Source organism: Chryseobacterium sp. UNC8MFCol, from assembly GCF_000482305.1.
In the GTDB taxonomy this organism is placed as follows: Bacteria; Bacteroidota; Bacteroidia; order Flavobacteriales; family Weeksellaceae; genus Chryseobacterium; species Chryseobacterium indologenes.
Genome location: NZ_AXUZ01000013.1, coordinates 13,899 through 33,771, shown reverse-complemented (window position 1 = coordinate 33,771; position 19,873 = coordinate 13,899). Strand labels below are relative to the sequence as shown.

General features: G+C 38.1%; 18 protein-coding genes. 15 read left to right on the top strand and 3 right to left on the bottom strand.

Going from position 1 to position 19,873, the window contains the following annotated elements:
* The first annotated feature begins 3 nt into the window (after positions 1-3).
* Positions 4-612, top strand: a complete 609-nt coding sequence (locus M030_RS25865) for a TM2 domain-containing protein (RefSeq protein ID WP_228375192.1) — start codon at positions 4-6, stop codon at positions 610-612.
* 43 nt (positions 613-655) lie between these two features.
* Entirely contained in the window at positions 656-958 is a 303-nt protein-coding gene (locus M030_RS0107220) for a hypothetical protein (RefSeq protein ID WP_027372887.1), read from the top strand.
* 54 nt (positions 959-1,012) lie between these two features.
* On the opposite strand, the gene M030_RS0107215 is transcribed toward M030_RS0107220, so the two are convergent.
* From M030_RS0107215 to M030_RS0107205, 3 genes are all read right to left on the bottom strand, one after another.
* Complete coding sequence (locus tag M030_RS0107215; protein WP_027372886.1) at positions 1,013-1,462, bottom strand: GNAT family N-acetyltransferase; 450 nt, start codon at positions 1,460-1,462, stop codon at positions 1,013-1,015.
* Entirely contained in the window at positions 1,455-2,078 is a 624-nt protein-coding gene (gene yihA / locus M030_RS0107210) for a ribosome biogenesis GTP-binding protein YihA/YsxC (RefSeq protein WP_027372885.1), read from the bottom strand. Before yihA ends, M030_RS0107215 begins: the two co-directional genes overlap by 8 nt.
* Positions 2,079-2,141: 63 nt before the next feature.
* Positions 2,142-2,903 carry an alpha/beta fold hydrolase gene (locus M030_RS0107205; protein ID WP_027372884.1) on the bottom strand — a complete coding sequence of 254 codons (762 nt, stop codon included), beginning with the start codon at positions 2,901-2,903 and terminating at the stop codon, positions 2,142-2,144.
* Between the two features lie 272 nt (positions 2,904-3,175).
* Between M030_RS0107205 and mraZ the strand changes: the two genes are divergently transcribed.
* The 13 genes from mraZ to ftsZ all read left to right on the top strand — a co-directional run bounded on the left by mraZ (position 3,176) and on the right by ftsZ (position 19,783).
* Complete coding sequence (gene mraZ / locus M030_RS0107200) at positions 3,176-3,634, top strand: division/cell wall cluster transcriptional repressor MraZ (protein WP_034722283.1); 459 nt, start codon at positions 3,176-3,178, stop codon at positions 3,632-3,634.
* Positions 3,635-3,685: 51 nt separating this feature from the next.
* Positions 3,686-4,579 carry a 16S rRNA (cytosine(1402)-N(4))-methyltransferase RsmH gene (gene rsmH / locus M030_RS0107195; RefSeq protein ID WP_027372882.1) on the top strand — a complete coding sequence of 298 codons (894 nt, stop codon included), beginning with the start codon at positions 3,686-3,688 and terminating at the stop codon, positions 4,577-4,579.
* 84 nt (positions 4,580-4,663) lie between these two features.
* Positions 4,664-5,029, top strand: coding sequence for an FtsL-like putative cell division protein (locus tag M030_RS0107190; RefSeq protein WP_027372881.1), 366 nt, complete (start codon positions 4,664-4,666; stop codon positions 5,027-5,029).
* The gene (locus M030_RS0107185) at positions 5,013-7,004 is read left to right on the top strand and encodes a penicillin-binding transpeptidase domain-containing protein (RefSeq protein WP_027372880.1); all 1,992 of its coding nucleotides are present in this window, start codon (positions 5,013-5,015) and stop codon (positions 7,002-7,004) included. The genes M030_RS0107190 and M030_RS0107185 overlap by 17 nt, the downstream gene beginning before the upstream one ends.
* 58 nt (positions 7,005-7,062) lie before the next feature.
* Entirely contained in the window at positions 7,063-8,523 is a 1,461-nt protein-coding gene (locus tag M030_RS0107180) for a UDP-N-acetylmuramoyl-L-alanyl-D-glutamate--2,6-diaminopimelate ligase (protein WP_027372879.1), read from the top strand.
* 33 nt (positions 8,524-8,556) lie between these two features.
* Positions 8,557-9,798 carry a phospho-N-acetylmuramoyl-pentapeptide-transferase gene (mraY, locus tag M030_RS0107175; protein ID WP_027372878.1) on the top strand — a complete coding sequence of 414 codons (1,242 nt, stop codon included), beginning with the start codon at positions 8,557-8,559 and terminating at the stop codon, positions 9,796-9,798.
* A gap of 84 nt (positions 9,799-9,882) precedes the next feature.
* Positions 9,883-11,208 carry a UDP-N-acetylmuramoyl-L-alanine--D-glutamate ligase gene (murD, locus tag M030_RS0107170; protein WP_027372877.1) on the top strand — a complete coding sequence of 442 codons (1,326 nt, stop codon included), beginning with the start codon at positions 9,883-9,885 and terminating at the stop codon, positions 11,206-11,208.
* A gap of 67 nt (positions 11,209-11,275) precedes the next feature.
* Positions 11,276-12,529, top strand: a complete 1,254-nt coding sequence (locus M030_RS0107165; protein ID WP_227533210.1) for an FtsW/RodA/SpoVE family cell cycle protein — start codon at positions 11,276-11,278, stop codon at positions 12,527-12,529.
* Between the two features lie 58 nt (positions 12,530-12,587).
* On the top strand, positions 12,588-13,685 hold the full coding sequence (murG, locus tag M030_RS0107160) for an undecaprenyldiphospho-muramoylpentapeptide beta-N-acetylglucosaminyltransferase (protein ID WP_027372875.1): 1,098 nt from the start codon (positions 12,588-12,590) through the stop codon (positions 13,683-13,685).
* Positions 13,686-13,760: 75 nt separating this feature from the next.
* Positions 13,761-15,119 (top strand): UDP-N-acetylmuramate--L-alanine ligase, encoded by a 1,359-nt coding sequence (gene murC / locus M030_RS0107155; protein WP_027372874.1) that lies wholly within the window; start codon positions 13,761-13,763, stop codon positions 15,117-15,119.
* A gap of 218 nt (positions 15,120-15,337) precedes the next feature.
* Entirely contained in the window at positions 15,338-16,309 is a 972-nt protein-coding gene (locus M030_RS0107150) for a cell division protein FtsQ/DivIB (RefSeq protein ID WP_027372873.1), read from the top strand.
* 86 nt (positions 16,310-16,395) lie between these two features.
* On the top strand, positions 16,396-17,778 hold the full coding sequence (gene ftsA / locus M030_RS0107145; RefSeq protein ID WP_027372872.1) for a cell division protein FtsA: 1,383 nt from the start codon (positions 16,396-16,398) through the stop codon (positions 17,776-17,778).
* Between the two features lie 91 nt (positions 17,779-17,869).
* Complete coding sequence (gene ftsZ / locus M030_RS0107140) at positions 17,870-19,783, top strand: cell division protein FtsZ (protein ID WP_027372871.1); 1,914 nt, start codon at positions 17,870-17,872, stop codon at positions 19,781-19,783.
* The last annotated feature ends 90 nt before the right edge of the window (positions 19,784-19,873 follow it).

The following is a 19,873-nucleotide window of genomic DNA, read 5'->3' as shown; positions in this document are numbered from 1 at the left end:
ACAATGGCTGTATTTGCAATTCCTAATCCAAAAAAAACTTTGCATGTAGATTTTTCTCTTGACAGAATTAAAGAATGTGCAAAAAATATAACCCTGATTAATTCAAAATATCGTTTATTCTCTAGTAATGAGATTTTTAATCAATTTACCTATGAGTCCTTTGAATTTTTGAGTTTAGGAGTTTATATTGATATTAATTTAAATTCTGTCTCAGATAATAAAACTGAAATCAGTATTGAAATCAGACGAAAAATAGGAACCTTTAATGAATCTCATGAAGTTAACCATGCCAATGATCACATTGTAAATATTGTACATTATCTTTCCCAATTAACCTTTATGTCACCTGAACAAATCAGTCTACTAAAAGCAAAAGAACAGAAAGCGGTTCCGGTCATAATTAAAAGCAAGAAAGATAAGAATACAGCCACTATATTAGCTTTTTTCCTTGGCGGGATAGGTATACACAGATTCTACCTGGGACAAACCGTAATGGGAATTGCTTACATATTATTTTGCTGGACTTTTATTCCTGCATGCATTGCCTTTATAGATTTCTTTGTATTCATCTTTACTTCACAAGATAAGTTTGATTTAAAATATAATCGCTAAAACCACCATGAAACCATTATATAAATAATAAAAAACTACTACTATGAAAAAACTACTTTTCACCAGCCTTTTAGGCCTTGGATTATTGTTACCGGCTAATTTTTCTGCCACCACAAACACCGTTACCTCCGCTAAGGAATTAACCGCTAAAAAACCAAAAAAGAGCAAAAGCAACAAAAAAAGTAAATATACAACCTCAAGATCATCACGATCTTACTCAAAAAACAGTGGAGGATGTACCTACAATGGAAATCAACTCTATGTAGGATCAAGAGGCGGATGCTATTACTACTCGGGGAGCAGTAAACAATATGTAGACAGATCTTATTGCTCCGGATGCAATTAAAATACAGGACTAATAACCATGAAAAAAGGTATCCTTGCGGGGATACCTTTTATTTTATTTCCTGATCATTTCCGTATGCGGAATATCATCTTCCAGGTATTTGTTTCCCGTGTCTACAAAACCGAAATCACTGTAAAATTTCAACAGATAATCCTGTGCTGAAATTTTAATTTCAGAAGTATGAAAACGATTTTCTATAGTTTCCACGGCATAATTGATTAATAGTTTTCCCAAGCTCTTTCCTCTGGCCTGCGCTGTAGTCAACACTCTGCCGAATGAAGTTTCATCATATTTTATCCCTTTGTCAAAAACCCTGCAATAAGCAAGCACCTGCCCATCCTCCTCGGCCCAGATATGAACCGCTTTCTGATCATAATCATCCAGATCGGGATAAGGACAGTTCTGCTCAATGACAAAGACATCTATACGCGCTTTCAATACTGCATAAAGCTCCGGAACGGTAAATTCGTCAAATGTTTTAATTTTCCAGATCATATTACTCATCGAAACTTACATTATTGTTCTTTAAGAAATCATTGGTCTTTTCTATAAACTTCAAAATCTCGTCTCCTCCTTCTTTCTTTTCAGCTGAAGTAACATATAACTCGGGAAGGTCTTCCCAGGTTTTATGAAGCTCGGTTTTATAATCTTCAACATTTTTAATGACAGCATTAGGCTTGAGCTTGTCAGATTTCGTAAAGACGATTGAAAAAGGAACACCACTTTCACCACACCATTGGATGAATTCCAGGTCAATTTTCTGAGGATTATGTCTGGAATCTACCAATACAAACAAATTGACAAGGTTCCTTCTGTTCAGAATATAATTGGTGATCAGCTTTTCAAAATCTTTTCGCTGAACTTTTGAAACCTTTGCATATCCGTACCCCGGCAAATCGGTAAGATACCAGTTTTCATTTACCAAAAAATGATTGATCAGCTGTGTCTTTCCGGGTGTTTGCGAAGTTTTAGCTAAATCTTTATGATTCATCATCGCATTGATCAATGACGATTTTCCTACATTAGATCTTCCGATAAAAGCATACTCAGGAATATTAGGTTCAGGACACTCCTGCCATTTTCCACTACTCTTTACAAACTCTGCTGTCTTAATAACCATTTTTGAATGTATTTTAGAAAAATAAACCACTAAGAAAAGCTCTTAATGGTTATAATATTTATTTTAAACTTTATCTTTTATCCAGTTGAACAGGATCTCATTGAATTCATCTGGTTTTTCCATCATCGCTGCGTGGCCACAATGGTCTATCCAGAATAAATCCGAATTCGGAATAAATTTATGCATATCTTCCGCAACTTCCGGAGGAGTTACATTATCCTGTTTTCCCCAGATTAAACAAGTTGGGGTTGTAATCTTAGGAAGATCATTCAACATATTGTGTTTGATGGCACTTCTGGCCAGCATCACCGTTTTTATTCCTTTCATACGGTCATTTACCACTCCGAAAACTTCATCTACAAGATCTTCTGTAGCTACCTTAGGATCATAAAACACTTCTTCCGTCTTCTTTCTGATGTAAGATCTGTCGTTCTTTCTCGGAAAACTATCCCCGAAAGTTCTTTCGTATAATCCTGAGCTTCCCGTTAAAACAAGAGTTTTTACAAGATCCGGTCTTGCCAAGGTTAATATAAGCCCTATATGCCCTCCCATTGAGTTTCCTACAATAGAAACAGGTCCGGAAATATGACTTTCTATAAACTTGATAATATATTTTGCTAAAGTGGTAAGATTCGTATTGAGTACCGGCAGATCGTAAATAGGCAGCTGAGGAACATATACCTTATATCCTCTTTCCGAAAAAAAATCTACCATTTTATCGAAATTACTCAAACCACCCATTAACCCGTGCAACAGCACTAATGGATGTCCTTCTCCCGCTTCTACATAGGAATATTTCTTTTCTTTTTTTGTACTAAATATCATAAGTCGCCTTAATAAAGCCCTGCAAAAATACAAATTAAACCTCAAAAATATTTTGATTATCCTAATTTAAGATAAAAATAATACAATATTCTCCTTTTTAACTTTTTTTTTGAAAACCTCTTTACTATGGCTTAAATAACACTTTTAGCAACTGACAACATATCAGTATTTTACGTTCTTGAAATTAAATCTTTGATAAAACTTATTAACATTGAGTCAAAAAGTGGGAAAAAGTGGGAAATTTTGGAAATTATTATATAAATTTGTCCCAAATGAAAAATTTCATTGGGACATATGAGTGTAAAATTGACGACAAAGGCCGCTTAAAAGTTCCTTCATCTTTAATCAAACAGATGGAAAACTTCGACGATAAGGCGTTTGTAGTCAAAAGATCTGTGTTCCAACCTTGTCTGGAAGTTTATCCTATGAATGCATGGGACAAACTGATGGGCAAAATTAATAAACTGAACAGGTTCATAAAAAAGAATGCTGATTTCATACGAATGTTTACCGCAGGAGTAAAAACAGTAGAATTGGACAATGCCGGAAGACTGCAGATTTCCAAAGACCTGACGCTTTTTGCAAATCTTCAGAAAGATATTGTGATCACCAGCGCAGGAGAACTCTTTGAAATTTGGGATAAAGAAGCCTACGAAAAGGTAATTGCCACCAATGAAACCGATTTTGCAAGCCTTGCTGAAGATGTGATGGGCTCTTTTGATGAAGATTAACTGTTTATAGCTATTAATAAAATATTTATTTAATAAAAAACACAACTAAGCATGTACCATAACCCCGTTTTGTTGAAACAGAGTGTTGATGATTTGGTGACGAATCCTGACGGAATATACGTGGATTGCACCTTTGGTGGCGGTGGTCACTCAAGGGAAATTCTGAGCAGACTTTCCGAAAAAGGGAAATTGTTCAGTTTTGACCAGGACCTGGATGCGCTTAAAAATACAATTGATGACCCGAGATTTACACTAGTTAACCAGAATTTCAGATTTCTTGAAAATGCGTTGTTAATGTACGGGATTTCTCAGGTTGATGGGATTTTGGCAGACTTAGGAGTGTCTTCACACCAGTTTGATGAAGCAGACAGAGGTTTTTCTACCAGAAGCAATGCTCCGTTAGACATGAGAATGAATGTGATGCAGGGACTTGATGCCAAAAGAGTCATCAATGATTATGAAGAGGAGCAGCTTGCAGATATTTTTTATTATTACGGTGAATTAAGAGAGGCAAGAAAGCTGGCAAGGGAAATTGTTCATCAAAGAAAGACCAAAAGTATAGAAACGACAGAGGATTTGAAAAAGCTGTTCAGCTACATTCCTCCTCATAAAGTCAATAAATTCTATGCTCAGCTGTTTCAGGCCATTAGAATAGAAGTAAACCAGGAACTTGAAGTATTAAAAGAAATGCTCGTTCAGGCGTACAACATTTTAAAACAGGAAGGAAGATTAGTCGTTATTTCTTACCACTCTTTAGAAGACCGTTTGGTAAAGAGATTCCTGAAAAACGGAATGTTTGAAGGAGAACCGGAAAGAGATATCTACGGAAACTATAAAAAAGCATTTGACCTGCTGAAGAGCAAAGCGATCGTTCCTGATGACAAGGAAATCGAAGAAAACTCTAGAGCAAGAAGTGCAAAAATGAGAACAGGAATTAAAATATAAAGGTGAATCACCGAATGGTCAATCTTAAATTTTGAAACTAAGACCGACAAGGAAATTCACCGCGAAGCAAATTGACATTATAAATTGGCAAAAAGAACAACAAATCGCCCACAGAAGAGACTCACTTTTATAGACATTATAAAAGGGAATTTCCTCAACCGCGATGAGATCAAAATACATTACAAGTATTTCCTCCTGTTGTTTATCCTGATGATGGCTATGATTTACAGTAACCATCTCGTCAACAAGAAAATTAAAATTGTCAATGCTCTAAAAGAAGAAACTGAAGAATATAAATCGAGAAACGCTTACGCACAAAGTAAGCTGATCAAAGTAAAAATGGAATCAGAGTTGGGGAAAGAAGTAGCACGGGACTCATTAATGACCCTTGAAAACCATCCTCATAAATTGCTAATAAAACTGGACAGTACAGATGCAAAAGCAAAATGAATACGACAATAAACGTAAAAAAACGTTAAGATGGGGCTACCTCTTCGCAGTGGTGGCTTTGTGCGTGTTTGTAATGTTCTTGGCAAGGATCGTAATCCTTCAAAATACTAATGTTCAGGAAATTAAAGACGATTACATTAATAAAAACTATCGTGAAGCCACTCTGAAAGCTGCCCGCGGAAACCTCTTCGCTTCCGACGGATCTATTCTCGCAACTACTGTAATGCGCTATGACATCTATCTTGACTTTAAAACAATGAAAGATACGGTCTATAGCAACAATATCGGAGCGTTGACGGATTCTTTAAGTAAAATGTTCGGAAAGTCAAGAGGAGAATTCAGACAAAAATTTGACGAACAAAAAAAGAAGAAAAACCAGTATTATACTTTGGTAAAAGGGCTTGATTTTGACGAATATGACAGAATCAGACAATTCCCGATCTTTAAAAGAGGTAAAAATAAAGGAGGTTTCATCGTTGACAGAAACTATAAAAGAGAATTGGCAACTTCAGAAATCGGAGCCGGAACTATCGGTATGGATAACGGTGAGCTAAAATCCGGACTTGAAGGGGCTTTCTCAAAGTACCTGACAGGAACCGACGGTAAGAGACTGGAACAAAGAATCAATTCTTCACAATGGAAACCGATTGACTTCTGGAAGGTTCAGGAACCCATTGACGGAGAAGATGTTTATACTACTTTAGACCTTAGAATTCAGGACATTGCGCACTCCGCACTGGAGAAGCAATTGATCCATTATGAGGCAAAACACGGCACCGTGATCGTGATGGAAGTTGAAACCGGAAAAGTTCGTGCATTGGTAAACCTGAGAAGAACAGAATCAGGAGATTACGAAGATTCTTACAACTATGCACTGAAAGATAATATCGAACCCGGATCTACCTTTAAAACCATTTCTCTTTTAGCAGCAATGGATGACGGATTCATCGATGAAAATACAACGGTAAACGTTGGAAACGGTGTCTGGACCTACGCAAAACAAAGAATATCAGATGGTCACGGCGGAGGAACTTATGACATCAGTGACGTATTAGCAAAATCCAGTAATGTTGGAACGGCAAAACTGATCACAAAATATTATGCCGAAAAACCCCAGATCTTCCTTGATCACCTGAAACGTTGGAAGCTTTTTGATAAAATGGACATCGAACTTCCGGGAATCACAAAACCGAAGATCCTAACACCACAAAACAAAAGATGGAACGCTGCCACACTGGCTTCTATTTCATTCGGATACTCATCCAATGTCAATCTGCTTCAGCTGGCCACCTTCTATAACGGGGTAGCCAATGGTGGTAAAATGCTTAAGCCCCTGTTCATCGATAAGATCATGAAAGACGGAAAAGTAATGTACAATTCCAAACCGGAAGTAATGGTTAATAAAATGGCTTCAGAAAAGGCCATAAAAATGATGACCAATGCCCTGACAAAGGCTGTTGAAAAAGGAACCGGACGAAGTATTTTCACGCCCAATCTTAAAATGGCAGGAAAAACAGGGACTGCAAGATTTGAATACTGGCTTCCCGGCCCGATGAAATACCGCGCATCATTTGCAGGCTTTTATCCGGCAGATGCCCCAAAATATACCTGCTATGTCATGGTAAGTGAGCCTAATACAGCTATAGGATTCTACGGAGGTCCGGTTGCTGCACCGGTGTTTAAGGAAATTGCAGGAAAAACATTCCTGAAAACACCTCAGAATATCGAAAAAGAAATGCTGGTAGACAAGAAAGTAAACCTGAGCAAAATGGTGGAGCCGAATGTCAAAGTAGCAGTCAATGATAAGCAAATGCCTAATGTTGTAGGATTAATCGGTAAAAATGTAATCCCACAATTAGAAAACTTAGGATACCGTGTCGACTACAAAGGTGTTGGAAGAATTAAAGAACAATTCCCTTTAGAAGGGACGACGATCAGTAAGAACCAGAGAATTTATTTGTCTCTGCAAAATTAGAAAACAGAGTCCAAAGGGACGATTTAACAAAAAATAGGATAGAGTCCTGTTGATAAAAATGACAGTAACAGAATTAGTAAACAGAATTCCGGTAGTAGAAATTCACGGTGATAGCAACCGTGAGGTATCTGAACTGGTGATCGACAGCAGAAAGGTTACAGCGAACTCTCTTTACATTGCAATGAGAGGTACAGTGGTGGACGCACATTCGTTCATTGCTTCCGCTATTGAAAAAGGAGCAACAACGATCGTTTGCGAACAACTACCTGAAGGACCGGATGAAAATATCACTTATGTGGTGGTAAAAGATTCTTCAAAGACTTTAGGACACCTTGCATCCAATTTCTTTGGAAACCCGTCTCAAAAGCTGAAACTGATCGGCGTTACCGGAACCAATGGTAAAACCTCAGTTTCTACCCTTCTTTTTGATGTGTTCAGAAATTTAGGATATGATTCTGCTTTACTATCCACTGTTGAGATCAGAATTGGTGCAGAAGTCATTCCGGCAACCCATACCACTCCGGATGTGATTACCATCAATAGGATTTTAGCAGAAGCTGTTGAAAAAGGATGTGAGTATGCTTTCATGGAAGTAAGTTCCCACGGAATTGCCCAAAACAGAATTGAAGGATTACACTTCAAAGTGGCAGGATTTACAAACCTTACCCATGATCATTTAGATTATCATAAAACGTTTGAAGAATACCTGAAAACAAAGAAAAGATTCTTCGACGGACTTGAAGATACCGCTATTGCCATCACCAATGCAGATGACAAAAACGGAAAGGTAATGCTTCAGAACACAAAGGCAAAAAAGAAGTCCTATGCGCTGAAAACAATGGCAGATTACCACGGAAAATTGCTGGAGGTTGATTTCAACGGGATGCTGTTGAACTTCAACGGAAAAGAATTCTGGACGACACTGACCGGTAAATTCAATGTGTACAATTTATTACTTGTATTCGGAATTGCAGAAGAACTCGGTTTTGAACAGGATGAAATCCTGCAGGCCATCAGCAAATTAAAAAGAGTTTCCGGAAGATTTGAAACGTTCAAATCCGATGGAGGAATATTCTTTATCGTAGATTATGCCCACACTCCGGATGCCCTGGAGAATATTCTGGACAGCATCAATGATATCAGAACTAAGAATGAAAGATTAATCACTGTTTTCGGTTGCGGAGGCGACAGAGACCACTCCAAAAGACCTGAAATGGGAAATATTGCCACCAAAAAATCAACACTGGCAATCATCACTTCAGACAACCCGAGAACAGAAGATCCTGCACAGATCATCAAGGAAATTGAAGCAGGCGTTGAACCTCAGAACTTCAGCAAATACACTTCAATTCCGGACAGAAAAGAAGCCATCAAAATGGCTATAAAGTTTGCAGAACCTAAAGATATTGTTTTGGTAGCCGGAAAAGGACACGAAAACTATCAGGAGATAAATGGTGTCAAACATCATTTTGATGACAAAGAAGTAATCAATGAGCTTTGGAAATTAATGAGTAAATAATATTGAAAGATTAATTTAAATTAAAAAAGAAACATGCTATACTATCTATACGAATATTTAACCAACCATGGAATCCATGTTCCGGGATTAGGAATGTTGAAATACATTTCCTTCCGTGCCGGGATGGCGGTATTGCTCTCTCTGATCATTGCTCTTGTCTACGGAAAAAGAGTCATCAACTATCTGAGATCAAAACAAATGGGAGAACTGGTGCGTGACCTTGGTCTGGACGGGCAAAAACAGAAAGAAGGAACCCCTACCATGGGAGGACTGATCATCATTTTGGCCACCATTATTCCTGTACTGTTATTTACAAGAATCACCAATGTTTATATTGTATTATTGCTGGTTTCAATGTTGTGGATGGGGGCTATTGGTTTCGTAGATGATTATTTGAAGAAAATCAAAAAAAACAAAGATGGTCTTAGTGGCAAATTTAAAGTAGTAGGCCAGGTCGGATTAGGGTTAATTGTCGGAGTTACAATGTATTTCCACCCCGATATTACCGTTAAAAGAAAATATGCCGATGCAAAAGTGGTGAACAGAAACAACGTAGAGCAGAACTTTATGCCTACCGAAAAAATCACCGTTTCTACCGTGCCTTTTGCAAAAAACAACGAGTTCGACTACAGCGGAATTTTGTTTTGGATGAATGATAAAGATGCCCACGAATGGGCATGGGTTGTCTTTATCCCTATCGTTATATTCATCGTAACGGCTGTTTCAAACGGTGCCAACATCACCGATGGGATTGATGGTCTCGCAGCAGGTACAAGCGCCATTATTCTACTTACACTAGCTCTTTTCGCCTATCTTTCAGGGAACATCATCTTTGCAGACTACCTCAATATCATGTTCCTTCCCAATATGGGAGAAACGACCATTTTTGCCGTAGCAATGGTAGGTGCTGTGATCGGATTCTTTTGGTACAATACCTATCCGGCCCAGGTTTTCATGGGAGACACAGGAAGTTTGATGCTGGGAGGAGTAATTGCTGTTTTAGCCATTATTTTAAGAAAAGAATTACTGATCCCTGTATTATGCGGAATCTTCTTAATTGAAAACCTTTCCGTAATGCTTCAGGTCATCGTTTTCAAATACAGAAAAAGAAAATATGGGTTAGAATATGCCCAAAACAATAGATTGTTTAAAATGTCACCGGTACACCACCACTATCAGAAGGTAGGATTCCACGAAAGTAAAATCGTGAACAGGATGATCATCATCGGTGTTGTATTGGCTATCATATGTTTAATCACATTAAAAATGAGATAGATGTACGGCCACGTAGAAAGTCTTGATTAGAAATCCAAATTACACAAGTACTTTTTACCAGTTACATCTTATAAAGAAAAGAATATGAAAATAGTTGTTTTAGGAGGAGGAGAAAGCGGATGCGGAGCTGCATATTTGGCAAAAAAGAAAGGCCTGGAAGTATTTCTTTCAGACAAGGGAGCCATTAAAGATAATTACAAGCAGTTTCTTACCGAAAATGAGATTGAATTTGAAGAAGGAAACCACGATGAAGAAAGAATCTTAAATGCAGATTGGATTGTAAAGAGCCCGGGAATTCCGAAAAAGGCAGAGATGATCACTAAAATTCACGAGAAAGGAATAAGATTATCTTCAGAAATTGAATTCGCCTCTGAATTTACCGATGCAAAAATCATTGCCATCACCGGAAGCAACGGAAAAACAACCACCACTTCCCTGATTTATTATATCCTGAAAAATGACGGATTAAATGTGGGATTAGGAGGAAATATAGGCTACAGTTTTGCAAAACAGGTAGCTGATGAAAACCACGAATATTATGTGCTGGAGGTAAGCTCTTTCCAACTTGATGATATTCAGAATTTCAGACCCTATATCTCATTATTGTTGAATTTATCAAAAGATCACCTGGACCAGTACAATTACAATTACGAAGAATATGCACTGGCAAAATTCAGGATCACTGAAAATCAGGAAAACGACAATTTCTTTATCTATAATAAAGATGACGAAATGAGCAAAAATCTCCTTGAAAAACTGGAGATCAAAGCTAAAATGATTCCTTTCTCAACAAATGAAAAGCTGTCTGAAGGAGGATTTATTGAAAATGATAAAATGGTGGTAAAAATGAAAGACGAATTCTCAATGAAACTTGATGAATTATCTCTCCTTGGAAACCACAATGTTGCCAACAGCCTTGCCGCTTCCATAGCAGGTAAAATACTGGCAATCAATAACGAAAGCATCAGGCATTCATTGATGACCTTTCAGGCTGTAGAACACAGACTGGAGTTTGTAACTGAGATTGAAGGCGTTAAGTACATCAACGACAGTAAAGCAACCAATGTAAATGCTACCTATTATGCCCTGGAAAGCATGAAAACCCCAACCGTTTGGATTGTTGGTGGTCTTGATAAAGGAAATGACTATACTGAAATTGAAGATTTAGTCAAAAGAAAAGTAAAAGCAATTGTCTGCTTAGGCATTGATAATCAGAAGATCATAGATTTCTTTAAAGATAAAAAAGAATTCATTTATGATACTTCCAGCATGGAAGAAGCAGTGAAAATATCAAAATCACTCGCTAAAAACGGAGATACCGTTCTGCTTTCCCCTTGTTGCGCAAGCTTTGACTTATTCAAAAGCTATGAAGACAGAGGAAGACAGTTTAAGGAGCAGGTATTAAAGTAAATGTAAAAAGTATAATGTATTACGTATTAATGACCGTAAAACTCATCAATACATTTTACAGACATACATGAATACAATCAATATGGACGAACAGAACACAGAAAGCAGATTTGAATTTCTAAAGGGCGATAAAGTACTTTGGATGGTCATTCTTGTGATCTCCATTTTCTCTATTTTCCCTGTTTATTCTGCAAGTTCAAATCTCGAATATATCGTTAATAACGGGACTACTACAGGTCACGTTATCAAACATATGTTCTTTGTAGTTTTAGGCTTGGCCATTATGAGACTGGTGGGAACGATAAAATATGAATACATCGGAAAGCTCAGCAGCATATTGCTGGGTCTCATGATTGTCTTATTGATCGTCACCATGTTTACAGGACAGACTATTGATGGAGCCAGTGCTTCCAGATGGTTGAAAATCCCGGGGACCCCGATCTCATTCCAGCCGTCATCCTTTGCTTTCTTAATGCTGATCATCTATCTGTGCAGATATCTAACCAAAAAAATCACGAGAGAAAGGCTTCCGATAGAAAATATCATGTATATCTTCGGGCCTATCCTTCTTGTTTTTGTGCTGGTTGCCAAAGATAACGGGTCCACAGCGTTGATGATTCTAATGGTATCCGTAGTCGTTCTGGTGATAGGGCAGCTTCACTGGAAGTACATTGCAGGCTTTATCTCAGCATCATTTGTAGCCATCGTGTTCTTCCTGCTAATTGCGTTAAATACCAATATGATCGGAGGAAACCGTGTTCACACATGGATGAGCCGTATTGAAACATTTACATCAAGCAAGGCCAAAACAGCTGATACCGATGATGAAAGTGTAAAAGCAAAAAATTATCAGGTAATGCAGGCCAAAGCAGCCATCGTACACGGTGGTATTACAGGAATGGGACCAGGGAAAAGTGCATTGAAACAGATGCTACCACAGTCTGCGTCCGACTTTATTTTTGCCGTCATTGTAGAAGAGTACGGAGTAATCGGAGCAGCCTTTCTGATCAGTCTCTATCTGATAATGATGATCAGGATTGTCATGATTGCCAGTAAAATGCCGGCATTCTTCGGATCTTTACTGGTACTCAGCCTCGGAGTGATGATTTTTATACAACTTGCTGTAAATATTGCAGTTGCCATCAATCTCATCCCGGTAACAGGACAGCCACTGCCCCTCATAAGTTACGGAGGTACTTCCATGTTGGTCACCTACCTACAGTTGGGAATTATCTTAAATATAAGCTCAAGAATCCAGATCTATGATGAAGAGGGAATGGGCAAAAAACAAAGCATAGCAGAAATAAACGATATAGCTTAAGTCATTGCAAGGAATGAATGACGAAGCAACTTAAAACAAAATTGGACAGTCCTATTATATGAACAAAAAACTAAAAATAATACTATCAGGCGGAGGAACAGGAGGACACATCTTCCCTGCCATCGCCATCGCTGACGAAATCAAAAAAAGATTTCCGGATGCAGAATTTTTGTTCATCGGAGCCAATGGAAAAATGGAAATGGAAAAAGTTCCGCAGGCCGGCTATAAAATTGAAGGAATTGATATTGCGGGAATTGACAGAGGAAACATGCTATCCAATTTAGGCCTGCCTTTCAAAATTCTGAAAAGCTTATCCAGATCTAAAAAGATCATTAAAAACTTTGCTCCGGATTTCGCTGTAGGAACAGGTGGCTTTGCAAGCGGACCGGCTTTGTATGAAGCCAGCAAACTGGGAATTCCGATTTTCATTCAGGAACAAAATGCCCACGCAGGAGTTACCAACAAAATCCTGAGTAAGAAGGCCCGGGCAGTATTTACAGCCTACCCTCAGGTAGAAGGTTTTCCAGCTGAAAAAATAAAATTCCTGGGTAATCCGATCCGCTCCACAATTGTTTCAGGAATGCAGGAAACAGCAGCAGCGAAAGAAAAAATGGGATTAAATAAAGATAAGCTTACCATCTTATCGGTAGGAGGATCTTTAGGGTCCAGAACATTAAATAATGCCTGGAAATCCCACTTAAACGAAATTGTAAATAAAGATTATCAGCTGATCTGGCAAACCGGAAAGCTCGATTACAAAGATATTTTAGAAGAAACAAAGGGAGTTGACACGAAAAACATTCAGATCCTTGAATTTATCAAAGATATGGAACTGGCATATTCTGCAGCAGATGTTATTGTTTCAAGAGCCGGAGCCATTGCCATTTCAGAGCTGGCAGTAGCACAGAAACCGGTGCTTCTGGTGCCTTTCCCTTTTGCAGCGGAAGATCATCAGACCAAAAATGCCATGAATCTGGTTGACAAAAATGCGGCAAGAATGGTAAAAGACTCTGAAACGCAGGAAAAATTCTGGAATACATTATCAGAAATCTGCGAAAATGAAAATATAAGAAAAGAAATGTCTGCCAATCTCAGATATTTTGCCAAGCCGGACGCTGCAAAAGAGATTGTAGATGAGATATTTAAATTAATGTAAAAAGTACCAGTGTAAAATGCATCAACGAAAATCATTGCGACATTTTACATGAATACAATAATACAAAATAAAGAAATGAACAATTTAGAAACATATCAAACTTTTTACTTCGTTGGAATCGGAGGTATCGGAATGAGTGCTTTGGCTCGCTATTTCAATGCTTCCGGGAAAAAAGTATTGGGTTATGACAAAACCAATACAAAACTGACACAAAACCTGATGAACGAAGGAATTGATATCGTTTTTGAAGATATTATTGATGAAAGGATTACTTCCCTTCACAAAGAGAATACCCTGGTCATTTATACGCCGGCAATCAAAACGCTTGGAATACTGGATTATTTCAACCAAAATCAGTTTGAAGTCTTAAAACGTGCAAAAGTTTTAGGGCTGATTACCGAAAATACAGATTGTATCGCCGTAGCAGGAACTCACGGAAAAACCACAACCTCTACCCTGGTTTCTCACTTATGCAAAGAAGCAGACTTACCTTTCTCATGCTTTTTGGGAGGTATCTCTGAAAACTTTAAATCCAACTTCCTGTACAACGGCTCAACGTACTCTGTAGTGGAAGCAGATGAATACGATAGAAGTTTCCTTAATCTTTCCCCGGATTGGGCAGTGATCACATCTACAGATGCTGATCACCTGGACATTTACGGGGATAAAAGCCATATAGAAGAAGGTTTCAGACAATTTGCTGCCCTGGTACCTGAAGACAAAAAGTTGTTTGTCAGAAAAGGAATTGAAATAGGCAGAGAACATCAGACGTATGCGGTCAATGAACCCGCAGATTACTATTCAGACAATCTGCGCATGAATCATGATAAGATTTATTTTGATTTCCATACTCCAACGGAGACCATAAAAGATTTCGTCTGGGAAATCCCGGGAATCCATAATGTGGAAAATGCAACGGTAGCACTGGCCATTCTTCACAATTTAGGCGTAGATTTTGATACGCTGAAAAAAGCAATAGCAAATTTTAAAGGAATTAAAAGAAGATATACCAAGCATATTTATCAAAACGGTAAAATATATATCGATGACTATGCCCACCACCCTACAGAGATTAATGCTGTAATGGGTTCTATCAGAACATTTTATCCCGATAAAAAATTGTTGGTGGTTTTTCAGCCACACCTTTTCAGCAGAACAAGAGATTTTGCTGAAGGATTTGCTGAAAGCTTAAGCAATGCTGATGATTTAATCTTACTGGATATTTATCCGGCAAGAGAACTTCAGGAAAATTTTGAAGGAATTACTTCAAAGTGGCTGGCAGAAAAAGTGACATTAGATAAAAAAGAAGTATCCACATTATCGGATGCTTTTGAAAAAATAAAAGAAAAAGATTTTGACATCCTTCTTACCGTAGGTGCAGGAAATATAGATACCCTATACGACCCGATATGTGAGTGGATTGCAAAAATTTAATACAAACGCAGTGTACGCAAAGAAAGATTAAAAAATAAATATTTTTTCGAACGCAGAGGCGTTTCACTTAGCAAAGAAAATGAATTAACAGAGATTTCTGTAAAGAAGATATAGTAAAAATAAAATTATAAAAATAACAGCCTTCGCTGAGTGAAACGCCCTCGCGAACGGAAAAAAGAATAAGGATCCTTTGCGATCATAGCGTTTAAAGAAAAAATATGAAAAATAAATACAGAATATTAAAAATTGCTGTCACTGTAATCATCCTTGGATTGTTACTGAGTTTCTCATTGAAGAGATTCAGCGGCCAGAAGATTACGGACAATAAAATTTCTGTAAAAATGAACGAAAAAACGCCGGTTTACTTCGTTGATGAAAAAGATATCAGGGAAATTGTAAATAAAGAAAACCCTTCAGGTAAAGTGGGAGATCTTAATATTCCTGCTCTTGAAAAAAAGATCAATAATCTTCCGGCTGTAGACAGTGCTAATGTCTATCTGAACTTAAACGGAAAACTTAATCTCGATATCAAGCAGAGAGTTCCCGTGTTCAGACTGAATAAAGATGGAAAAGATTTCTACGTCGATGAAAAAGGGGTGGAATTTCCCATTTCCAGAACCTACTCACATCCTTGCATGCTGGTGACGGGGAATGTACAACCGGATGAGTATGAGAAACTGGCAGAACTCGTGGGGAAAATTGATAAAGACGACTTCAGCAAGAAGTTTTTCATCGGAATATCAAAAACCAAAGACAGCTATAATCTTCTCACAAGCGAAGGAAATTACAGAGTAGAAATAGGAGACTTAGATAATATTGATTTTAAGGTAAAAGGATTTAAAACTTTTGTTGAAAAATACCTGGTATATCAGGACCCTCAAAAATACAGTATGGTTTCTGTAAAATATCAGAACCAGATTGTCACCACCCTGAATCCTTATTTCAAGGAAAACGACAGCCTCCTGAAAGCAGGGAAAATGGAATTGGCAAAAGTTCCGGCCACAATGGTAAAAAAGGTGGAAACAAAATCTAAACCTGCAGAAGTAAAAAAGACCAGCTCAATATCAGTAAAACCGAAGGAGAGCTCTAAACCAAAAACACAATCAAAAGAAATCAAAAAAACAGAAAAAAAATCCCCGGCACCGGCACAGTCCAAGCCAAAGCCGAAACCCAAGGTGAAAATAGAATAAAAAGAAAGTCTTAAGTGACATTATAACACAAAACAGGATCAGTTCCTGTTTATGAAAAAAGTAGAAAAAATCAAATCGATATAAAAATGGAAAATCAAGAGTATTCAGTAGGTCTGGACATCGGGACAACAAAGATAGTCGCGATTGTCGGAAGAAGGAATGCACACGGGAAAATAGAAGTTCTCGGTGTAGGAAAAGCTAAAAGTCTTGGTGTTCATAAAGGTATTGTGAATAATATTTCACAGACTATTAATTCAATCAAGGCTGCAGTATCCGAAGCACAATCCAGTGCCGGAGTTCCTATCCGCAAAGTTACGGTAGGTATTGCAGGAAAACACATCCGTTCTCTGCAGCACTCCGATTATATTATGCGTGAACATCCTGATAAGTTTATTACAGATGACGACATTGAAGCCTTAAAAGATCAGGTGAAAAAGCTGGTCATGCTTCCGGGAGAAGAAATTATCCATGTACTTCCTCAAGAATATAAAGTGGATTCCGAAGGTGAAATTCAGGAGCCTGTCGGAATGCACGGCAAACGTCTTGAGGCCAACTTTCACGTGGTAGTCGGGCAAATGGGAAGCATCAGAAATATTGCAAGATGTGTTCGCGAAGCCGGATTAGAAATGGAAGCCCTTACTTTAGAACCTCTAGCCTCTTCAGAAGCCGTTCTTACCAAAGAAGAAAAAGAAGCCGGAGTTGCTATTGTGGATATTGGTGGTGGTACCACTGATATTGCTATTTTCAAAGATAACATTATCCGACATACCTGTGTAATCCCTTACGGAGGTGGAATAATAACCGAAGACATCAAAGAAGGCTGTTCAATTATTGAAAAACATGCAGAACAACTGAAGGTAAAATTCGGATCGGCTGTCCCCGAATTAGAAAAAGATAGTACTTTTGTAACTATTCCGGGGCTTCACGGAAGACCAGACAAGGAAATCTCTCTAAAAACTCTGGCTCAAATTATTAATGCAAGAGTAGAAGAAGTGCTGGAAATGGTTAATACTGAGCTCAAAGCGTATGGCGCTTTTGAACAAAAGAAAAAACTCATTGCCGGAATTGTTCTGACAGGTGGGGGTTCAAACTTAAAGCATCTTCGTCAGCTGGCCAACTATACTACAGGTTTTGACAGCAGAATAGGTTTTGCGAATGAATATATCGCCAATGACAAAAATCAATATCTGAAAGGCCCTGAATTTGCTACATCTATCGGATTGCTGATGGAAAGTTTAAAAATCAGGGATAAAAAGCAGAACGTTGATGAAGTGACAGAAGTTGTTGCAGAACAACCAAAGTCTGAAGTTACTGCTACACAGACCGAAACCGCTCAACCTGCCCAGCAGGCAATACCGGTTCAGGAACAACCTGTGATGAACCAGCAACAAGAGAACAGAAGAGCGAAATTGACCTTCGGTCAGTCGCTTATGGAAAAAGTAAAAAAATTCTTTGAAGAAGTAGAGTAAATTATAAATGATGAATGATAAGCGATAAACGAAATTTTCCTTATCAACTATCATCAATCAATGATCAATTATAATTATTAAAAGTATAGTAATGGAAAATATAGGTACACAAGGATTTTCATTTGATTTGCCAAAAGGAAATTCATCCATCATAAAAGTAATCGGTGTAGGAGGCGGTGGAAACAACGCCCTGAAACACATGTACGAAAAAGGTATTCACGGGGTAGATTTCGTGATTTGTAATACAGATGCACAGACTTTAGATAATAACCCTGTTGCCAATAAAGTTCAATTGGGAACCTCTATCACAGAAGGTCTTGGTGCTGGGGCAGATCCTGAAGTTGGTGAAAAATCAGCTATTGAAAGTATTGAAGACATCAAAGCCGCTATGGGACAAAATACCAAAATGGTGTTTATCACTGCCGGAATGGGTGGTGGTACCGGTACCGGAGCTGCTCCTGTCATTGCTAAAGTAGCAAAAGACATGGGTATTCTAACCGTGGGTATTGTTACCGTACCTTTCAGCTTCGAAGGTAAAAGAAGACTGGAACAGGCAGAAAATGGTCTCGACAAATTAAAAAATAACGTTGATTCATTAATTGTGATCAACAACGATAAATTAAGACAGCAATTCGGAAACCTTGGATTCAAGCAGGGATTCTCAAAAGCAGATGAAGTATTAGCCAATGCAGCCAAAGGTATGGCAGAGGTTATTACCGGTTACTTTGATGTAAACATCGACTTTAGAGATGCTAAATCTGTTCTTCAAAACTCAGGAACCGCATTGATGTCTACCGGAACCGCTTCAGGTGAAAATAAAGCTGAAGAAGCCGTTAGAAAAGCCCTTGACTCCCCATTGTTGAATGACAATAAGATTACAGGAGCCAAGAATGTTCTGTTGTTGATCAGAAGTGGTGCCGAAGAGGTAACCATGGATGAAATCGGTATCATCATGGATCATATCCAGAAAGAAGCCGGAAATACAGCAGATATCATTTTCGGGGTGGGTGCTGACGAAGAATTAGGAGACGCGGTAAGTGTACTTGTTATTGCAACAGGTTTCTCCAATGAGAACAAAAAGTTTGCAGGCCCTACTGAGAAAATAAGAATCAGCCTGAACGACAGCTTTGATGCCCCAAAAAACTCTCCATTTAAAACAAGAGAAGAAAGAGAAGCTACCCCCGAGACTCCCATTGATTCCAGCAGATCCAATCACTTCAGATTAGATGATGAAGATCATGATACACCCCAGTTCAACACGGTATCTGTTGAAAAAAAAATGATTATTGAAGAGGAAGAGATCAAAACAGAAATCAAATTCTTTGATAAAGAGGATGATACTTCAAATGCCCCTGAACAGGCATGGAGAAATGAAGAAGAAACTGAACAGGAATACAGCCTTTTCTCTATTGATGAAGAAGGTGAAGATCCTAATGATCTTGAGATCCAGTCTTTCTCATTTGATTTTGAAAATAAAAAAGAAGAACCTCAGTCGGGAACTCCTGTTAGCAAGTCTTTCTCAGAAGAAAAACCGGTTGAATTCAACTTCTTTGTGAATGAACCCACAAGAAATGAATCCAAATCGGATTTTGGCCAGCCAAAAGCAGAGTTCAATGCTCCGGCAAGTGCTGTAGCTGAACCTGCTCAAAAGATGGAGACCTTCTACCAAAAGCAGGAAGAACCGAAAGCGGAAGTAAAACCTGCTTTTGAAACTAAAAAAGAAATTGAAACACCTAAAACTGAAGAATCTGAATTCACGTTTGTGAACAAAACAGTAGATCAGGACAGAGTAGTAGAAAGAAGAAATAAATTAAAAGAATTCAACTCCCGTTATCAGAGCTTTGACAGCATGAGTGAATTTGAATCTATTCCGGCTTTCAAAAGAAAAAATATCTCAATCGACGGAACCAATGCCTCAGACCAGAATATCAATACCTACCTGTCTGACAACAACGGATCTATGCAGATCAGAGAAAACAGATTCTTGAATAAAGATGTAGACTAATTAATATAACAATGTAGAAATGTACCAATGTAACAATATGTACTAATCAGTCATTGGTAACCTGTTACATTGATACATTGTTAAATTTGA